The organism is Qaidamihabitans albus (genome assembly GCF_016464705.1).
In the GTDB taxonomy this organism is placed as follows: domain Bacteria; phylum Actinomycetota; class Actinomycetes; order Mycobacteriales; family Pseudonocardiaceae; genus Qaidamihabitans; species Qaidamihabitans albus.
This window is the reverse complement of the sequence record NZ_JAEHOB010000026.1, coordinates 15,343-33,217: the sequence shown is the minus strand read 5'-3', so window position 1 is coordinate 33,217 and position 17,875 is coordinate 15,343. Positions and strand designations below refer to the sequence as shown.

General features: G+C 66.3%; 15 protein-coding genes and 1 pseudogene. 7 read left to right on the top strand and 9 right to left on the bottom strand.

Annotated elements, in window-relative coordinates; genetic code table 11:
- Positions 1–62: 62 nt before the first annotated feature.
- Both JAP66_RS30135 and JAP66_RS30130 read right to left on the bottom strand, forming a co-directional pair.
- Positions 63–890: an MBL fold metallo-hydrolase gene (locus JAP66_RS30135; protein WP_199435265.1), complete on the bottom strand. Its 828-nt coding sequence runs from the start codon at positions 888–890 to the stop codon at positions 63–65.
- Positions 891–904: 14 nt separating this feature from the next.
- The gene (locus JAP66_RS30130; protein ID WP_199435264.1) at positions 905–2,737 is read right to left on the bottom strand and encodes a flavin-containing monooxygenase; all 1,833 of its coding nucleotides are present in this window, start codon (positions 2,735–2,737) and stop codon (positions 905–907) included.
- A 638-nt stretch (positions 2,738–3,375) separates the two neighbouring features.
- On the opposite strand from JAP66_RS30130, the gene JAP66_RS30125 reads away from it, so the two are divergent.
- On the top strand, positions 3,376–4,380 hold the full coding sequence (locus tag JAP66_RS30125; RefSeq protein WP_199435263.1) for an AraC family transcriptional regulator: 1,005 nt from the start codon (positions 3,376–3,378) through the stop codon (positions 4,378–4,380).
- Between the two features lie 165 nt (positions 4,381–4,545).
- Here JAP66_RS30125 and JAP66_RS30120 read toward each other — a convergent pair whose 3' ends face one another.
- From JAP66_RS30120 to JAP66_RS30090, 7 genes are read right to left on the bottom strand one after another with little or no spacing between them, the layout of a single operon-like run.
- Positions 4,546–4,905 (bottom strand): nuclear transport factor 2 family protein, encoded by a 360-nt coding sequence (locus JAP66_RS30120; protein ID WP_199435262.1) that lies wholly within the window; start codon positions 4,903–4,905, stop codon positions 4,546–4,548.
- A 53-nt stretch (positions 4,906–4,958) separates the two neighbouring features.
- Complete coding sequence (locus JAP66_RS30115) at positions 4,959–6,671, bottom strand: hydantoinase B/oxoprolinase family protein (protein ID WP_199435261.1); 1,713 nt, start codon at positions 6,669–6,671, stop codon at positions 4,959–4,961.
- Positions 6,668–8,719 carry a hydantoinase/oxoprolinase family protein gene (locus JAP66_RS30110; protein ID WP_199435260.1) on the bottom strand — a complete coding sequence of 684 codons (2,052 nt, stop codon included), beginning with the start codon at positions 8,717–8,719 and terminating at the stop codon, positions 6,668–6,670. Before JAP66_RS30110 ends, JAP66_RS30115 begins: the two co-directional genes overlap by 4 nt.
- On the bottom strand, positions 8,716–9,366 hold the full coding sequence (locus tag JAP66_RS30105; RefSeq protein ID WP_199435259.1) for a DUF1989 domain-containing protein: 651 nt from the start codon (positions 9,364–9,366) through the stop codon (positions 8,716–8,718). Before JAP66_RS30105 ends, JAP66_RS30110 begins: the two co-directional genes overlap by 4 nt.
- Positions 9,363–9,947 carry an urea carboxylase-associated family protein gene (locus JAP66_RS30100; protein WP_199435258.1) on the bottom strand — a complete coding sequence of 195 codons (585 nt, stop codon included), beginning with the start codon at positions 9,945–9,947 and terminating at the stop codon, positions 9,363–9,365. The genes JAP66_RS30105 and JAP66_RS30100 overlap by 4 nt, the downstream gene beginning before the upstream one ends.
- On the bottom strand, positions 9,944–11,251 hold the full coding sequence (locus JAP66_RS30095; protein ID WP_199435257.1) for a class-III pyridoxal-phosphate-dependent aminotransferase: 1,308 nt from the start codon (positions 11,249–11,251) through the stop codon (positions 9,944–9,946). Before JAP66_RS30095 ends, JAP66_RS30100 begins: the two co-directional genes overlap by 4 nt.
- Before the next feature lie 6 nt (positions 11,252–11,257).
- Positions 11,258–12,610 carry an MFS transporter gene (locus JAP66_RS30090; protein WP_199435256.1) on the bottom strand — a complete coding sequence of 451 codons (1,353 nt, stop codon included), beginning with the start codon at positions 12,608–12,610 and terminating at the stop codon, positions 11,258–11,260.
- Between the two features lie 30 nt (positions 12,611–12,640).
- Between JAP66_RS30090 and JAP66_RS33385 the strand changes: the two are divergent.
- From JAP66_RS33385 to JAP66_RS30065, 6 genes and pseudogenes are all read left to right on the top strand, one after another.
- A pseudogene (locus JAP66_RS33385) lies at positions 12,641–12,994 on the top strand (GntR family transcriptional regulator); the annotation flags it as partial.
- A 9-nt stretch (positions 12,995–13,003) separates the two neighbouring features.
- Positions 13,004–13,465: an FCD domain-containing protein gene (locus JAP66_RS30085; protein WP_307849781.1), complete on the top strand. Its 462-nt coding sequence runs from the start codon at positions 13,004–13,006 to the stop codon at positions 13,463–13,465.
- Positions 13,466–13,731: 266 nt separating this feature from the next.
- Positions 13,732–15,207, top strand: a complete 1,476-nt coding sequence (locus JAP66_RS30080) for an aldehyde dehydrogenase family protein (protein WP_199435254.1) — start codon at positions 13,732–13,734, stop codon at positions 15,205–15,207.
- Positions 15,204–16,418 (top strand): cytochrome P450, encoded by a 1,215-nt coding sequence (locus JAP66_RS30075; RefSeq protein WP_199435253.1) that lies wholly within the window; start codon positions 15,204–15,206, stop codon positions 16,416–16,418. Before JAP66_RS30080 ends, JAP66_RS30075 begins: the two co-directional genes overlap by 4 nt.
- Positions 16,415–16,624, top strand: a complete 210-nt coding sequence (locus JAP66_RS30070; protein ID WP_199435252.1) for a ferredoxin — start codon at positions 16,415–16,417, stop codon at positions 16,622–16,624. Before JAP66_RS30075 ends, JAP66_RS30070 begins: the two co-directional genes overlap by 4 nt.
- A complete protein-coding gene (locus JAP66_RS30065) occupies positions 16,624–17,853 on the top strand; it encodes an NAD(P)/FAD-dependent oxidoreductase (RefSeq protein ID WP_199435251.1) in 1,230 nt (409 codons plus the stop codon). Before JAP66_RS30070 ends, JAP66_RS30065 begins: the two co-directional genes overlap by 1 nt.
- The last annotated feature ends 22 nt before the right edge of the window (positions 17,854–17,875 follow it).

Below are 17,875 nucleotides of genomic sequence, written 5' to 3'. Positions count from 1 at the left end.
GCGGGTCACTCGTCGTGAGTGTCGAGAGGGGTTAGAACCACCTCAACACTCACGACCTGGACCTACTCGACTCGACACACTCGAAGGCCGTCTTCGTAGCGTGTGGTCGGGAAGCGCTCGAAAATCCGATCATCGTGCATCGGCAGCACGCGACGGACGTCGTCCCTTGCGGCCGTGAGCATCTCGTCCGCGGAACGAATGCAGCGTTCCTGGCTTCCATGCGCCAGCCCCACGGGGATGAGCGGTTCCGTGCCCTCCAGACCCCCGACGTTCTCGTAGACACACGCCACGTCACCCGGGAGCACCCAGGGCGCACCCTCAGCGTTGTCGATCACCACGTACTGTGAACCGGCGGTGTGCGTGTCGTAAGCGGGCCGCACCTCCACACCAGGCAGGACGACGGTGACACCGTGCAACGCACGGAGCCGACCATCGCCTCCGGCGCGGGCCAGGGCCGCGCTCGTGTCGGGATCAAGACCATAGGCCAACCGTTTCAAGCGCGGTGGCGAGCACCACTTGGCCATCCAGTTGTCTATTTCGCGCTGCTGAATCCACACTTGAGAATGCGGAAAATAGTCCAAGCCGCCAATGTGATCCCAATGATGGTGGGTCACGATTATGTCACGGATATCATCGGTTCTCAATCCGATCCGGGGCAGGATTTTGTCGGGTGTCGAGTAAGCGCGGAAGCCGTAGCTGTCGACCATGTCGCGCGTGAACTCGCTGTCGTTCCCTCCACAGTCTACAAGGGCCACCCGGTCCCCCTGCCGCAGAACGAAGTAGTAGAAGGGGAGCAGTCGCGCGCCCTCGGCTGCGCCATCCATGAGCGCTGAATCCGGATAGTTCGGCAATTGAGCATACTCCAGGATCCAGATGTTGTAATCCGACATGAAGTGTGTTCCCCTCAACCAACGGTGGTGTCGTCGCGGAAGCCCTCGGCTCGCCACTTCGCGAGGAGGTCGATGTACTCGACCGGGCCTCCGCCGTAGAACGCCGCGAAAAGTGGGGTGTTAGCCTCCAAGTCGCCCTCGTTATTGTAGAAGCTTGGGGTGCACGCCTTGGTCGACTCCTCGTTGTAGGCCGACTTCTCGGCCATTAAGGCTGCCCAGCGCGTTTCGGCCTCGGCCGTGACTTCGAACGACCGCACGTCCTGTTGGATCAGGTGCTGCAGCATCTCGGCAACGTGCCGCGCCTGCTCGCCGTTCACGAAAAGCACATTGATGGACACGGCCGCTTGCCTGAGACCACCGACGATGAAAAGATTGGGAAATTGGTTCGAGTAGATGCCGTGCACGGATCGCACGGCGCCCTTCCAACGCTCTTCCAGGGTTGCGCCGTTGCGCCCTCTCACCGTGAATCCGCCGGCTCGCCCCGGTGAAACGGCCGCCTCGAATCCCGTTGCGTAGATAATGCAGTCCACGTCGTAGGCCGTGGAGTCAACGTGGATAGCATGGGCACTGATTCCGTCCAGACCGCGACCACCGGTGTCGACAAGTGTCACATTTTCTCGATTGAAGGTCTGCAAATACTTGTCGTGGAATCCGGGCCGCTTGCAATGGGTGGCATACCAAGGCTTCAGTGCCGCTGCTACCTCGGGATCGTCGACCAACTCGTCGACGCGGGCCCGAACGCGCTCCATCTGCGCATGGTCGTAGGCCCTGAGCTTTCGCATGAACGATTCCTGGTCTGACGAAGACCCATCCTCCGTCGGATCTGGGTCCGGGAATCCCCACAGCTGGGTCCACTGGTCATTGACCAGATCTTCCTTCTGGGAGAAGCCCGCAAGCAGCAGGTCGAAATTCTCCATCCGTCGACGCTGCCAGCCCGGTTCCAGACTCGCAGCCCATTCGGAGTCGGTCGGTGCGTTGGCTCGGATGTCGACGACCGAAGGGGTACGCTGGACCACGTAGAGGTGATCTGCCCACTCCGCGACGTGGGGGACCACCTGCAGCGCGGTCGCTCCCGTGCCGACCACGGCCACACGCTTGCCTTGCAATCCGACGAGTCCGCCCTTCGCGTCCCCGCCTGTGAACGAGTAGTCCCACCGGCTCGCGTGAAACCACTTTCCCTCGAACGATTCCAGTCCGGGTATGCCAGGCAACTTCGGGCGGTGTAGGAGCCCTCCGGTAGTCATCACGACGTGTCGCGCGCGCACTATGTCGTTTCGGTCGGTGTGCACCACCCAGCGGCTGTCGGACTCATCCCATCGTACGTCATCAGCGCGGGTTTGAAAGAGTGCCGTGTCGTAGAGTTGATAGTGCCTACCAATAGCCCTGGCATGGTCCAATATCTCCGAGCCTGCGGCGTACCTTTCCGACGGCATGTACCCGAGTTCTTCAAGAAGCGGCAGGTAAATGTAGGACTCTACGTCGCAGGAGATACCGGGGTACCGGTTCCAGTACCAGGTTCCGCCGAAGTCCGCGCCCTTCTCGATGATTCGGAAGTCGTTCACGCCCTTGTTCCGCAGGTGGACTGCGGTCAGCAGGCCTGAGTAGCCGCCACCGACTATCAGGACGTCGATCTCCTCTGTTACGGGGAGTCGCTCCGCGGGCGGAGGGGCAAAGGGATCGGCCTCGATCGCGGATCCGATCGGGACCTCGATGTACTGATTCGCCCCGTCGGGGCGAAGTCTTTTGTCCCGTTCCTTGCGATATTTTTCCTCGACGCGTCGATACTCTTCTTCGATCCCTGCGGAGTCGTCCTGCACAGCCGTTCGAGGCGTGGTGGTCGGATCCATTGGCGTTATCCCCTCCATTGCGGATGATGCTGGCCGAATCCAGCTGCGGCTGGACCGAAACGCTATGACTCCGCTCGCGGGGGCGACCAGCCGTGAATCGCGCCGAGCCGTCCACTTCTCGCGGCACTGGGCCCGGCGGCCGCCTCGGTGTGAGCACGGGGCTGGGAGAGGCGTCGAGGCTTCCGAGATCGGTAGCGACCGAGCTCGCCCGTCGGGGCCGCGCCGATGTCCGAGTCGACGGCGCGCGGGTGTGCCCTGCCATCGCGACTCACCTTGCTATTCCCGTTGCGGCTGTTGATCGGCCTCGACGGCTTGCACGTGGCCGCGGTGGAACACGACGACTCTTCGTGTTCTCCTCGTGCTGACGCAACTCGTGATTACCCTGAGTGGACTGTTGGCGCGGCGTGCTGACGCGGCCGAGCAGATCGAGGAGAGGGTTGATGCACACCCTCGTGCCAAGTCCTGACCTCGATGCCGAGGTCGGAGCCAGGACCTACGCCAGGTCCTCCAGCCGCGGCTTGACGAACCCCATAGGGTGCCCCCTAACCTCGGACAGGAAGAGCCTCCAGTCCGTAGCGTCAGGCCGAGCGAGACGGTCGAGTGGTAACATGGCGGAGTTTCAGAAGGTGAGTTGAGCGATGCATGAGGTTCAATCCAGATCCTCGTCCTTCGACGACTGTGGCCAGCCGCCTACCGTTGACTCACTTTGCGCCAGTGCCCAGGACGCCGATTCGGCGATGTCAGTTCTGAGTGAGGTCTACGGTGATCTCACTGTTTCGGTCCCGCCACGCGCGTCGATGGAACTCCGTCTCACTGGCCGCGACCTCAGGGCGGTCAAGGTGGCCTCACTACATATTTCCGACGCGGACGTCACGACCGCGCCCTACGCCTACTATACGGTCGTCACAAATCGCCGTGGCGCGGTGCGCATGACGATCGACGGCAGGTCGACCTTGGTCGGCGCCCACCAATCGGCGGTGACCACGCCCGGGCGTCCGATCCACTGCGAGTATGTCGGTAAAGACACCTTCATCGACTCGATCGTGATCGAGCGTGATGCATTGGAAAGAGAGCTGTGCGCGCTGATCGGGCGCACCATCGCTGGTCCGATTGATTTCGAGTTCGCACCCGTCGAGTCCGCGCCACGGGACCCGCTCGAGCAGGCATTCGCGACGGTGCGCCGCGCCCTCCGGGGCTGCCGCGGCGTTGCCGGTCACCCTGCCATGCGCCGCCACTTGTCTGGCATGCTGCTGACCGGCTTGCTGCTGGAGCGCCGACACCCGTGGAGCGATGCGATCTTCCAACCGGCACCTGCCTCCAGCCCGAGAGCTATCAGTCGCGTCATCGAGGCTATCGATGAGGATCCCATGGCCTTCGTCACCGTTGGCGACCTCGCCCGAGTCGCGAATCTCAGTGTGCGCGCGCTCGAAGAAGGCTTCCGGAGATATCAATCCTGCCCACCCATGCGATACCTGCGCGCCGTCCGCCTGTCTCGCGCGCATGAGGATCTCACCTCGTCGGATATTGACGAAGTCACCGCCACGACGGTCGCACAGCGATGGGGCTTCGCCCACTACGGGCGTTTCGTCGCTGAGTACCGCCGCAGGTACGGGGTGAGTCCTGCGGACACGCTACGACGCTGATCGGCAAGGTGCCGGCGCGAAACACCCGCCCATACGCGTCGACACGCACCTGCGGCCCACTTCGGACAGCAGTTGACAGGGTTCGGGCCCGCAACGCCCCAGGCGCAAAGGACCTGCTGGTCAGGACTCGTGAGTGTTCAGCGGGGTTAGAACCCCGCCAAACACTCACGACCGGTGGCTGCCGTACTGGTCAATCGTGTAGTGCCATACCTTGCTGACGATTCGCCACCTGTCGTCCAGCCTGACAAGAGTCAGGTCGTCAGTGAAGGACTTGGGCGGATACTGGTTGCGTACTCGCGCGTGTGCGGTGGTGTCGCTCGCGATGGTGCACAGGACGACCTCGTCCTGCCGGACATCGCCGCGGCTCGCCGGGGACGGTCGTCCTCGGACGATGCCGAGGTAGGCGGGCAGGTCCAACTGGACGAGATCGCCGTCAGTGCCGTTGAAGAGCATGGCCGCTGGGTGAAATGCGTCGCCGAGTAGCGCTGGATCACCCTGGTACAGGCCATCGAGATAGGTTTGCACGGTCTCCAGGACGGGGTGCAGCGCCCTCGTCGCGGCTCGGTGGACGATCGGGCTCATCGCACTACCCACTGGCCATCGGGGCGTTGGACATCCCGGACGATATCGGCTCCATACCGATCGCGCGCGGATCGCGGTGTCACGTAACCGTCATCAAGGTCATCTTGGAGTGCTTGGCGATCGCGCTGCTGCGGTGGGCCGTATCCGCCACCACCGGCGCATTTGAGGAACAGCTCATCGCCCGGATGTACCAGCAATGGCGGCGTCTTGGTGGGTAATTCCTGCACGTCTCCACCGGCCCGGGTGAGCACTACCCTGGTCGGTTCGGCAGGCTGGCCGCCGAAAAGGCCATACGGCGGATGAGAACCCCGCTCCGCCACGATCGTGATCCACCCCGTGGCGTCGAACCTGACTCTGCGCTGGATGCCGCACCCTCCGCGGAACCGTCCAGCGCCGCCGGCATCCTCGGAGATCCGGTAGTCCAGCACGGTCAACGGGTAAGCGAGCTCGAGCGCTTCGACCGGTGTGTTGCCCGTGTTCGCGATGCTCACGCGGTGCGCGTTGCCGCCGTCGGCGTCCAGACCCCCTCCTTGACCGGCGCCGTGCATCTCCACGCAAATGAAGTCGCGGTCCTCGTGATGTCCGCCGTACACGAGGACGCCGGTGCTTCCGGCGCCGGCCGCGACCACGCGGTCCGGTAGCGCGGCAGCCAGTGCACCGGTCACGCAGTCGGCCACCCGGGCGGACGTCTCGTGATTGCCGGCGACGACCGCACCAGGATAGGTCACGTTGACAACCGTGCCGGGCGGCGCGGTGACCGTCACGGGGCGGTAGGCCCCGGAGTTCGCCGGGCTTTCGGGGTCGGTCAACGCCTTGATCGCGTAGACGCAGGCGGCGAAACACACGGACAGGGCCATGTTCATGCCACCTTGGGTCTGCGACGAGGTCCCGGTGAAGTCGATCCGCACGTCGCTGCCGGACACCTCCACCACGCACCGGATCACGAACGGCTCGTTGACGATGCCGTCACCGTCGCAGAAGTCCTGGAACTCGTACCGGCCATCAGGTATCTCGGCGATCTTGGTGCGCGCGAGCGTCTCCGCGTCGTCGAGCACTCCAGTGATCGCGGTCAGCAAGGAGGCGGTACCGTACTTGTCCGCCAGCGCCTGCAGACGCCGTTCGCCAGTGCCGCAACCGGCGTACTGGGCGTGCAGGTCCCCGAGCCGCTCTCGTGGGTTCCGCACGTTCGTCGCCAGCAGCTCGACGAGTTCGTCGTTGCGCACACCTTCCTTCCAGATCCGCATCGGTGGGATGCGGAAGCCCTCCGCTTGGATGTCGGGCGCGGTCGACGAGTACGACCCGGGGCCGTTACCACCGACGTCGATGAAGTGCCCGCGTACCGCGGCGAACCCGAGCAGGGTGTCCGAGTGGAACACCGGCTTGAGCATGAAGAAGTCCGGGAGATGGTTGTTGCCACGGTAGGGATCGTTGTGCAGGAACACATCGCCAGGCCGCATCGACTCCAGGGGGAATCGCTCGATGAGCCCGGCGAAGCTGTACGGCATCGTCGGCAGATGGATCGGGATGTCGGCTGAGCCCTGCGCCACGACCTCTCCCGAGGTGCTGAGCAGGGCACAGGAAAGGTCACCTGCCTCCTTCCACAGGTTCGAGTAGGCGGTGCGCAGGACCACGTTCTTCATTTCGTCCGCCGCGGTCAGCAGTCCGTTCCTGATGACCTCCAAGCTGACCGGATCGAGTGCGTCGGTCATGCCCTTCCTCCCTGTGCCTTCGGAATGCTGATTCGCAGATGGCCGCCACCGTCGACACGCGCCCGGGCGTCCGGCGGCACGACGATGGTCGTATCGGACGACGAGACGATGGCAGGGCCCTCCAGCTGGGCGCCGGGGGACAACTTGTCGCGTTCGTAGTACGCGGCAGTCGCCGTCTCGCCGTCGCCGACGGTCACCCTCCGCTTGCCGTGGATGGGCGGCTGACTGGGTTTCGCCGACTCGACAGAGCTAGCCCTTCGGCCGATGGCGCCGACGGCTCGCACCCTCAAGTTGACCAGTTCGACGGGTTCGTCAGGTCCATGGTGGCCGAACTGCCGGAGGTGCTCTGCGTGGAAGGCCTCAGCGCTGCTGTCGAGTCGCCCTGACTGCCGCAGCGGCACGTTCAACGTCGAGTTCTGGCCGAGGTAACGCATGTCCACAGAGCACTCGAAGTGGTGCAGGGAGTCGTCTATTCCGCTCTGGCGCAGCTCGTCCCTCCCCTGTGTGATCAACTCGGTGAGATGCCGCCGCGCGGTGTCGGAAGCACCTGAATCGACGGCCATCGACTCGGTATGCACCAGGTCGTGTACCGCGTCGGTGATGGCGATCCCCAGCGCGCTGAAGCAGCCCGCGACCGCGGGGACGACCGCTTCGCCGATGCCCATCTCGGCAGCGATGTCCGCGGCGTGGAGCGGTCCGGCACCGCCGAAGGCGAGCATGGCGAAGTCACGCGGGTCAAGACCCCTGCGCACCGAAGCGGTCCGCACAGCGCCGGCCATGGCGGCGTTGACGATCGTCCTGATACCCCAGGCTGTCTCGACCGGGTCCAGCCCGAGACGGGTACCGAGCTTCTCGCACGCTCGGTAGGCCGCGTCGTAGTCGAGGATCAGGTCGCCGCCCGCGAGTGGCACCTCGGCGTCGAACAGACCGAGTACCAGGTTCGCGTCGGTCACGGTCGGCTCGGTCCCACCGCGTCCGTAGCACGCGGGTCCGGGTATCGCGCCCGCACTACGTGGACCCACACGGAACTGGCCGGCGCCATCAACCCAGGCCACAGATCCGCCACCGGAGCCGATCGTCATGATGTCGAGCGCACGTCCTTGCAGCGGCAGACCCATCACATCCTGCCGGTCGACAAGGCTCGCCGTTCCAGACTGCAACAAGGACACGTCGAAGCTCGTGCCCCCCATATCCACGGTAAGCAGGTCTCCAAGACCGGTTTGGTCCGCGACGTATCTCGCACCGATCACGCCACCGGCAGGTCCGGACATCACCAGCCGTACCGGCTGTTCGGATGCCGCCGCGGCGCTGGTGAGACCGCCGTTGGACTGCATCACCCACAGGGCGGCCGACGGGAAGGTCTCGCCGGTGACCGCCTGGAGGTTGGCGAGGTATCGCGCGGCTGCCGGCCTCAGGTAGCTGTTGAGCGTGGTGGTGCTCGCCCGTTCGTACTCGCGGAACTCCCGCCACACCTCACAGGACAGCGACACTTCGAGCGAAGGAGCGACCCGCGCGGCGATCTCGCGTATCCGACGCTCGTGGGCGGGGTTGCGGAACGAGAACAGCAGGCACACGGCTACCGCGGTGATTCCTCGATCGACCACCTGCCGGAGTACGGCCTCGACCTCGCCCTCGTCGAGAGCGGCCACGACCTGCCCACGCGCGTCGATCCGCTCAGTGACCTCGAAGCAGTCTCGCCGAACGACGACCGGTTTCGGCATCACGTTCTTCTGCGTGTACAGCTTGCTACCCGGTTTCGCCAGGCGCGCGATCTCGACGATGTCTCGGAACCCCCGTGTGCAGATCAGCGCGACCCGCGGCCCGGAGCGTTCCAGCGTGACGTTTGTCGCGACCGTCGTGCCATGGCCGAGGAAACCCAGATCGGCCGCCTTGTCGCGGCCACCGAGGGTTTTGAGCAGACCGTCCGCGACACCATGCTCGAGCCGGCTCGGATCCGAGGGCACCTTGTGTTCGGTGACCTTCTCTTGCTCGTCGAGAACGACCACATCGGTGAACGTCCCTCCGACATCGACACCTGCACGTTTCATGCATTGCCTCCTGCTGCGGCGAAGACGATGACCTGACTGGACGACGGCGTGAACCCGTTCAGCGGAGTGAGCTCCTGAGGGCAGTTGGACACGACGACGAGCAGGTCTCGTTCAGCGCGGAAATCGATATGATCGCCCGCCGACGAACGGCAGGTCGCATACTCCATGGAGCCGTCCTGCGAGACCGGGTAGTTCATGAAGATGTTGAAGGAGTAGGGCACGTCCTCGGCAGGCACACCATACGGTCGCAATGCCTCGGCGAAGTTCACGTGGCAGGTCCGCTTGCCCGCTCCACGGCCACCATGTCGCACCCGGTTCAGGCCAGGACTGCAGCTGCCACACAGAATGTCGTGATGCTCGACGGTGTCGGCGATGATGGTGAGCATCGGCTCACCGTCATCATCGACCAGCTGATCGCCAACCCCGAGGTACAGGCGGCCGTTGCGCGACACGCTCATCGTCGGCGACAGACGACTGGTCAGGTCGTCGGGGTCGAGGGCGATCAAGTCGGCGCACTGCTGGCCTTCGCTGTCGACGAACCTGAGCACCTGACCCGCCGAAAGCCGGAAACTGTCGAAATCCCGGGGCGCGATGACGGTATCCACCACGGCGGAGTGCGTGTAGTCGTCGGCTTTGTGCCCGGTCATCCGGTGCCCTCCTCGCTCGGCAGCACATCGAGGGCCACCACACCTGTCGCACCGCTGTCGCCGAGCAATTCCGGTGTGCTCGCAACGACGACATCCACGTCGAGATCCGCACGCAAGTGCACCGTGTCGCCCGCGGCCGACTCCGAGCACGCGACGTCGATGGATCCGTCCTCGGCGATCGTATGGCGAACAAAGGCGAGGAACGGGTACGGGATCTGGTGGCGAGCGAGACCCAGCGAGGCGAACGCCGAGGTGAGGAGCTTCCTGGCCAGCACGTCGTCACCGGCCGGAAGCCGGCCGGGCAATGCGTCATGGGTGCATGTTGTCCCGATGATGGTCAGCATGGGATTGCAGAAGTACGAGTACAGCGTCGAACCCGTCGTGAAATACACCTGCTTGTTCAACAACATCGTGTTCGGGGCGGAGAATCGCTCTCGCCGGTCCCCGTGGTTCACGGGGATGACCTGGCAGCACTGGCCTCCTCCCACGTCGGTGATGCGGAGAGTCTCGCCGTAGCCCAGCGACACGGTCTGGTAGGCACCCGCGGTGAGGGTGGCGCTGACCGAACTTGTCGTCGTCATCGGCACTCCCGGTCGGCCAGTTCGAGCCCGTGGTCGAGGGCCTGGAAGATCTTGTCGAGTTCGTGCTCCTCGATGATCAGCGGTGGAGCGAGAAAAAGCGAGCTCTGCTCACCGCTCGTACCGATCATCGCGCCCGCATCGAGTGCCCGCGCCGCCACCCTGGACGCCAGCGGCGGACCGGTGGCCGTGCCGTCCCAGGTGCGCCAGTCAGGGCCGTGCAGCTCCACCGTCCAGTGCATCCCCCGCCCATCGACCCGCGCGACGCCAGGATGGCGCTCCGCCAGAGCCACCAGGTTCTTCTCAAGCAGACGTTCCAGGTGCGCGGCGCGGTCGACGAGTCCGTCGCGTTGCACGATCCGCAGATGCGCCCGCGCGGCGGCCACGGCGACCGGATGTCCACGGAAGGTGCTGTAGGTCTGCCAGGTCTTGTCGGACATCAGGTCGACGATGTCCTTGGACACGACGACGGCGCCCGCGGGCGCGATGCCCCCGCCCAGTGGTTTGCCGAGCGTGACGATGTCGGGACGAGACGTGGCCCCTTGGAAGGCGAACCACCTTCCTTGCCGCCCCAGCCCTGTGACCACCTCGTCGGCGATCCAGAGCGCCCCGGCCTCGCGCGCCGCGCCCGCTACGACGTCCTGGTACTCGCCGTCGTAGTACACGCCCCCCTGGGTGTAGTCCACGATCACCGCGGCGACGCCGTCGAGGGTGTCGGCGGCGCCGGACAGCCGGTCCGGCAGAGGGGCGGTGGCGCCAGTGCCGCCCCAGGCGGCGCTGACGGGCCCAGGCAGAGTACGCACCTCGGCCGGTGGCGGAGAGGGCCGCACACCACCGCCCGCGGTGGACAGGCCGCCGTGCCACTGCGGCTGCACTGTCATCGCCCTGGCCAGGCCTGCCATCCCGTGGTAGGCCCGTTCCCGGGTGGCCAAGGGGCGACGACCGGTGATCGCCTGCGCGAACGAGAGCGCCAGGTCGTTCGCCTCACTGCCGCTGAGGGCGAACCGCATCGCTCCGACCCAGTCACCCTCACCCGCGAAGGCCACGTCGATGAGCTCTTGTGCGGCGTCCTCGCGTTCCGCCCAGGCCCATCCCTCGTTGATGACCGGCGCCTCCAGCGCCCGCCGCGCGGCCTCCATGAGCTCGGGATGCCCGTGCCCCAACGGTCCGCCCGTGTTGCTGGCGTCGATCACCTCGCGGCCATCCGCGAGAACGAAACGAACACCATGGCCTGCCACGACCGAGGCGAGCGGCTTGCGGCCCGCGTTGAGTCCCGTGTAAATGAGCCGGCTGTTCACGTGATCCATCTCCCGTCATTCCTTGCCTGTGGCGATTTCGTTTGTCTCGTCGAGGTCCCGGCCACGCGTCTCCGCCGTCGTCAGCACGGCGATCAGCGTCACCGCGAGACCGAGCAGCAGATACCCGACGACCGGCCATGGCGATTGGAATTCACGGAGCAGCGCAACACCGATCAGCGGCGCGAGGCTCCCACCCACGATCGACGCTGTCTGATAGCCGATCGAGGCCCCGCTGTACCGCACGTCGGTGTCGAAAAGCTCGCAGATCCAGGGTGCTTGCACGCCGTACATCGCGGCCTCGAAGAACAATCCGATCAGCACAGCGACAACGATCAGCACAGGGCTCCTCGTGTCGAGCAGCATGAAGAACGCCACGGCCCAGACCGCACATCCCGCCAGGCCCACCAGCGTGACCCGTTTCCTCCCGAACCGGTCGGAGAGCAGTCCCCAAGCCGGATAGAGGAAAAGCTCGAGAATCCCGGCGATCAACACCGCGCGCAACGCCACGGACTCGGGCAAACCCAGGAATGTCGTCACGTACGTGATCACGAACACGACGAAGGTGTAGTAGCAGATGTCGGCGCCGAGGCGAATGCCGATCACTTGGAAGATCGTCTTAGGGGCCCTCCGCCAGACCTCCCACACGGGCGACCGCGAGGGCTTCACCTCGCTGGACGCTTGCTTGAGGAACGCCGGCGTCTCGGTGACCTTCGCCCGGATCACCAGCGCCACGATGACGATCACAGCGGAGAACAGAAACGGGATACGCCAGCCCCAGCTGAGAAACTCCTCTTCGCTCAACACGCCGGACAGCAGTGCGAGGATGCCGGTCGACATCAGACTGCCGATGGGAACCCCGACCTGCACGAAGCTCGTCCAGAACCCGCGCCGCTCCCTCGGCGCTCGTTCGCCGATGAGCAACGCACCGCCGGCCCATTCACCACCGAGCCCGATGCCCTGGATCAGGCGCAGGCACACCAAGAGTACCGGCGCGGCCACACCGATCGACGCATAGCTCGGCAGCAACCCCATCAAAAACGTTGCGATGCCCATGGTGGACACGGTGACGACGAGGACGACCTTGCGGCCCCACCGGTCACCGAAATGCCCGGCGATAAAGCCACCGATCGGACGCGCGCCGAAGCCGACAGCGTAGGTCGCGAACGACAACAGCGTCCCCGTCACCGGATCGAAACTGGGAAAGAAGATCTTGCTGAAAACGAGCGCGGCCGCCGTTCCGTAGAGGTAGAAGTCGTACCACTCCAGCGCGGTCCCCGTGACGCTGGCCAGGATCGACCGTCGCAGCAACCTCCAGGACGACGAACGAGTTGTACTTGCGGCCTCGCTGGAACTGATCGCTGGTTCCATGACCTTCGCCTCCAAACTGTCGACAATCGAGTGTCGCCTCCGAGTGAGGACGTGTCAAGGTCGACTGACGACAATCTGAAGTCGACGACGTGCGCTAGGATCGGAGCCACCAAGGACGAGGGGGGCAGGGTGTCAACGGATCCCACGAGACTTCCGGCGACGACCGAACACGCCGCGTCGCCGCTGCCGCGAGCCGATCGCCGACGGCTCGCGGACATCGCCCACGACGAAATCCGTGCCAGAATCGTCAGCGGGCAGTACCCGATGGGGTCCAGGCTGAACGAGGCACAGCTGTCCGCTGAGCTCGGCACCAGCCGAGCGCCCGTACGGGAAGCGATTCGCCGGCTGGCTGAGGGAGGTCTGGCCGTCGAACGCCCTCATCAAGGAGCGGTCGTGCGCGAGTTCGACGCCCAGACACTCGTCGACATCTACAACGTGCGCGCTTCGTTGGAACGCACCGCCATCCGGCTCGTGGCCAGGCGTGGCATGGACACCGCCCCCCTGCGCCAGCTGATCGACGCGATGGCCGAGGCGGCCCGAGCGGGCAAACACCACGACGTCGCACACCGCGAACTCGAGTTCCATGCCGTGCTGTGCGCATCCGCGGAAAACCAGGTCCTCACGAACATCTTTCACGGCCTCGAAGGCCAGATGCTCATGGCGCTCGCACTCGACGACTCGGCCTATCAGAACCTCGACGAGGTGGCCAAGGAACACCAACCCCTCATCGACGCCATCGAAGCACGCGACGAAGCGGCCGCCGCACGAGCCATGGACGAACACATTCTGTCCACAATCGGTGCCGTGATCGACCGGCTCGGCGGCAGCACGGAGCGGCTGCTCACGCCCCTGTGAGTACCACAGCCGCACAACGGGGCAGGGAGGACGTTTTGCCTGGTCAGGCCTCGTGAGTGTTGAGCAGGGTTCTAACCCGGCTCAACACTCACGACCGGTGACCAGGCAAAAGGCACCCGCGCGGAGCTGCGGCCCCAAGGACAGGGGCGTGGCCTGGGCGGCGTCGGGCCCAGACGGCAGGCCTCCCTGCCGATCCGAAATTGACTATGAGACGTCAGCGCAAAAGCGCATAGTGCATAGGATCAGCTCGGTCTACGGTCACGATTATGACCGACAGCACGCTCGAGGCGGCACCTGCGTCGCCCGTCGGGCAGATCGACGCGATCGACCCGCGAACAGGAGCGCGCGACACGACGTACGACGGCACCGGCGCGGGTGATGTCGCCCGGGCCGCACAGAAGGCGCGTTCTGCTCAGCAGCGGTGGGAAGAGCTGGGCCTCGACGGCCGGCGTGCGGCGTTGCTCGCCTGGGCTGACGCCATCGAGGCTTCGGCAGAAACGATCGCGCAGGCCGAGATGCGCGATACGGGGCGACGGCGCACGGCGCACGAGGTGCCGCACATCGTGGCGGGTTCGATCCGCGCCTGGTGTGCCCGGGCGCCCGGGGTGGTCGGTGCCGCGGAGCTCGAAGGCACCTCGACCGTCGACGCGGGCGTCAGCTTCCGTACCCAGCTGGTGCCCTACCCGCTCGTGGGGATCATCAGCCCGTGGAACCACCCGTTTCTCCTTTCGACCCTGGATCTGGTTCCTGCCCTGCTGGCTGGGTCCGCCGCAGTCGTCAAGCCCAGTGAGATCACGCCACGGTTCATCGAGCCGGTTCGCTCGACCCTGGCCCTGGTCCCCGAACTGGAGGACGTCGTCACCTACCTGTACGGCGACGGGAGCACCGGCCAGGCGCTCATCGACGTGGTCGATGTGCTCTGCTTCACCGGCAGTGTCGCCACCGGGCGCAAGGTCGCCGTGGCGTGCGCGGAGCGGTTTGTTCCGGTCTTCTTGGAGCTGGGCGGCAAGGACGCAGCGATCGTGACGCGAACCGCCGACCTGAACCAAGCCGCCGAGGCGGTGTTGAAGGGCGCGGTGCACAACACTGGTCAGATCTGCTTCGCCACCGAGCGGGTGTACGTGCAGCGCTCGGTGGCCGAGGAGTTCGTCGACTTGCTCGTGGCGAAGGCGCGGGCGCTACGGGTCAACTACCCCGACATCCGGCACGGGCACCTGGGCCCGTTCATCGACCCGCGTCAGGCCGCGGTCGTGGACCGGCACCTCGGCGAGGCTCTGAGCAAGGGCGCGCGGTTACGCACCGGAGGCAGCACTATCGATCTGGACGGTGGGCGGTACATGGAGCCCACAGTGGTGGTCGACGTCGACCACTCGATGTCGGTGATGACCGAGGAGACGTTCGGGCCGGTGATCCCGGTGATGCCCTATGACACCGAGGACGAGGCCGTCGCGTTGGCCAACGACTCGGATTTCGGGCTGTCCGCCGCGGTCATCGCCGGGGATGCTGAGGAGGCCGAGCGGATCGCACGCCGCGTCGACGCGGGCGCCATCAGCATCCAGGACACGTCACTGACGATCACCATCATGGGGGATGTCGAGAAGACCTCCTTCAAGCGCTCTGGCATGGGAGGCTCGCGAATGGGACCCAACGCTCTGCTCCGGTTCCTCCGAAGGAAGGCGCTCATCCGCCGTACCGGCCCGGTGACCGGCATGTCGTCGCTCGGAGAGGATGGCCTCGCGTGACGGGCACCTGTCCGGTCGCCGGCGTATCGACGGTCGACTTCGACCACCACGATGCCGCCCTTGACGACGACCGCATCTGGGCGGCGTACGCAGCCGTCCGGGAGCACGGCAACGTGGCCTGGTCGCCGGCCCACGGCGGCTTCTGGGTGGTCTCCGGCTTCGACGCCGTCCGACAGGCGCTGCGCGACCCCGGTTCCTTCTCCTCCGGCGAGGGGCACCGGATCCCCGGAAACGCCGCCGTCAGGTCGATCCCGATCGACTTCGATCCGCCGTTGCACACCGCGTACCGTGCGATCGTGATGGAGGCGCTGCGCCCGGAGAAGGTGCGGGCGCTGCGGCCGTGGCTGAACAAGACCATCGACAACCTGTGGTCGGCGTTTCGGGACAACGGCGGCGGGGACGCCGTTTCCCAGGTCGCGTTGCCGCTGCCGCTGGCCGTGCTGGAGAAGCTGATCGGCTTCTCGCCGGAGTCGGTCGCGCAGTTTCGGGAGCACACCGAGCGGCTCGCCGCGAGCGTCACCTCGCCCGAGCAGCACGCGGCCGACCGTGTGGCGATCGCCGAGGTCCTCAGAGGCGAGCTGGACCGGCACCGCGCCACCCGTCCGGACGACTACATCACCTGGCTGCTCCGGGCCGAGATCGACGGACGGCTCCTCGAGGAGCGAGAACTCGTCTCCGTGCTCAACACGCTGGCCGTCGCCGGCCACGAGACCACGATGAACTCGGTCGGGTCACTGCTCTACCTGCTCGCCACCGATGCGGGCCTGCAGCGGTCCGTGCGCGAGGAGCGGGTCCCGCCCGCGCAGGTCGTCGAGGAGACGTTCCGGTTCCGTACGCCCGCACAGATGTTCAGCCGCTACACCACCCGCGAGGTCACGCTTGACGGGACGACGATCCCGGCCGGGCAGTGGGTGCTGCTGCTGTACGCGGCCGCGAATCGAGACCCGGCGAGGTTTGCCGACGCGGATGTCGTCCGGCCGGGGCGCCCGGAACGGGGGCACCTCGCGTTCGGCTGGGGAATCCACCAGTGCGTCGGTGCCGCCCTGGCCCGCTACGAGCTGCACACGCTGCTCACCACCATGAACCGCAGCGACCCCATCGCCCTCGACGGCAGACCGGTCTTCACCGGGGTCGAGGCCGGTGTGCATTACGGGTTCCGCTCCCTACGGCTGCGGTTCCTCCCTGACGACCGCGGGGAGGTGCGCGCATGACCCGGCGCGTCGAGATCGACCGCGAGCTCTGCAACGGCTACGGCAACTGTGTCGTGACCGCCCCCGATGTCTTCGACATCGACCCGGACAGCAACATTGCCTACCTGGTCGACGACCAGCAGCCGGACGAGGCCGCCATGCCGGAGGTCCGTGAGGCGGCCGACGACTGCCCGGTGCGCGCGATCCGGCTGCTCGGCTCGGTGTGATGGGTGTCCTCGTCGTCGGTGGCTCGGTCGCCGGGGTTCGCGTGGCGACGGCCCTGCGCGAGGCCGGCTACGCCGGACAGGTCACCGTGCTCGACCGCGAGCCGGGACCGCCGTACGACAAGCCGAGTCTTTCCAAGGAGACGCTGACCGACGGAACCGCTCCACCGGCGCTGCCGGGCCACGTGACCCTCGAGGAGATCGCCGTCGAGCACCGGCCGGGGGTCGAGGCGACGTCCCTGGATCTGGCCGGCTCCACGGTCGAGACCAGTGCGGGACCGGTCGCCTTCGACCGGCTCGTGGTGGCCACCGGGTCGCAGCCACGTGGATTCCCGCTGCTCGACGACCTGGCCAACGTGCACGTGCTGCGCACTGCGCGCGACGCCGCCCGGCTCGGCAATGCCTGGGTCCGGCCGGGGTCCCGGGTCACCGTCCTCGGCGGCGGGTTCATCGGTTGTGAGGTGGCCGCCGGCGCACGCAAGAACGGACTGGACGTCACCGTTGTCGAGGCGACCCCGACCATCCTCGCCCGCTCGCTGACCCGGGAGGAGGCGGAGCGGATGACGGCGCTGCACCGCGCGGCCGGGGTGAAGGTCCTGACCGACAGCCCGGTTGCCGACGCCGACGTGGAGACCGATCCGGCCCCGGGGCGGGTGCGGGCGCTTGTCCTCGGGGACGGTACGCGCGTGGAGACCGACCTGGTGCTGGTCGGGATCGGGTCCGTCCCGGTCGTCGACTGGCTGGGCACCAGTGGCCTTGAGGTGGCCGGTGGACTGCGCGGCGACGGCCGGCTGCGCGTGTCCGGCGACGGCCGGGTTCTGGCCGTGGGCGACGTGGTGCGCTGGCCCAATGCCCGCTACGGCCGCGAGATGCGCCTGGAGCACTGGACGTCGGCACGCGAGCAGGCCGCGTACGTCGCCCGGCTGATCGTGGACGATCCGAAGGTGCGGGACTCCGACTGCGGCTTGCTGCCCTACGTCTGGTCGGACCAGCACGGACACCGGCTCCAGCTGGTGGGCGATCCCGATTTGGCGGGCGCCGAGTCGATCACCGTCCCTGGTGTCGAGCCCGGCTGGGTGCACCTGCGGGTGCGAGACGGCCTCGTGGTGGCGGCCGCGGCGCTGGACGCGCAGTGGCACGTCGCCCGGCTGAGACGGCTGCTCGCCTCCTGCGACGCCCGGGTCGACGCCGTACTGGCCACGCTGGTCCGAAGGGCCACTGTGGACCCGTGATACTGGACGACCATCTGGTGCC

Coding starts and splice junctions, on each gene's coding strand:
- JAP66_RS30115 (WP_199435261.1), bottom strand. CDS start 6,671: ATGACCGACGCACTCGATCCGGTCAGCTTGGAGGTCATCAGGAACGGA.
- JAP66_RS30125 (WP_199435263.1), top strand. CDS start 3,376: ATGCATGAGGTTCAATCCAGATCCTCGTCCTTCGACGACTGTGGCCAG.
- JAP66_RS30130 (WP_199435264.1), bottom strand. CDS start 2,737: ATGGATCCGACCACCACGCCTCGAACGGCTGTGCAGGACGACTCCGCA.
- JAP66_RS30065 (WP_199435251.1), top strand. CDS start 16,624: ATGGGTGTCCTCGTCGTCGGTGGCTCGGTCGCCGGGGTTCGCGTGGCG.
- JAP66_RS30110 (WP_199435260.1), bottom strand. CDS start 8,719: ATGAAACGTGCAGGTGTCGATGTCGGAGGGACGTTCACCGATGTGGTC.
- JAP66_RS30090 (WP_199435256.1), bottom strand. CDS start 12,610: ATGGAACCAGCGATCAGTTCCAGCGAGGCCGCAAGTACAACTCGTTCG.
- JAP66_RS30080 (WP_199435254.1), top strand. CDS start 13,732: ATGACCGACAGCACGCTCGAGGCGGCACCTGCGTCGCCCGTCGGGCAG.
- JAP66_RS30105 (WP_199435259.1), bottom strand. CDS start 9,366: ATGACCGGGCACAAAGCCGACGACTACACGCACTCCGCCGTGGTGGAT.
- JAP66_RS30070 (WP_199435252.1), top strand. CDS start 16,415: ATGACCCGGCGCGTCGAGATCGACCGCGAGCTCTGCAACGGCTACGGC.
- JAP66_RS30100 (WP_199435258.1), bottom strand. CDS start 9,947: ATGACGACGACAAGTTCGGTCAGCGCCACCCTCACCGCGGGTGCCTAC.
- JAP66_RS30135 (WP_199435265.1), bottom strand. CDS start 890: ATGTCGGATTACAACATCTGGATCCTGGAGTATGCTCAATTGCCGAAC.
- JAP66_RS30095 (WP_199435257.1), bottom strand. CDS start 11,251: ATGGATCACGTGAACAGCCGGCTCATTTACACGGGACTCAACGCGGGC.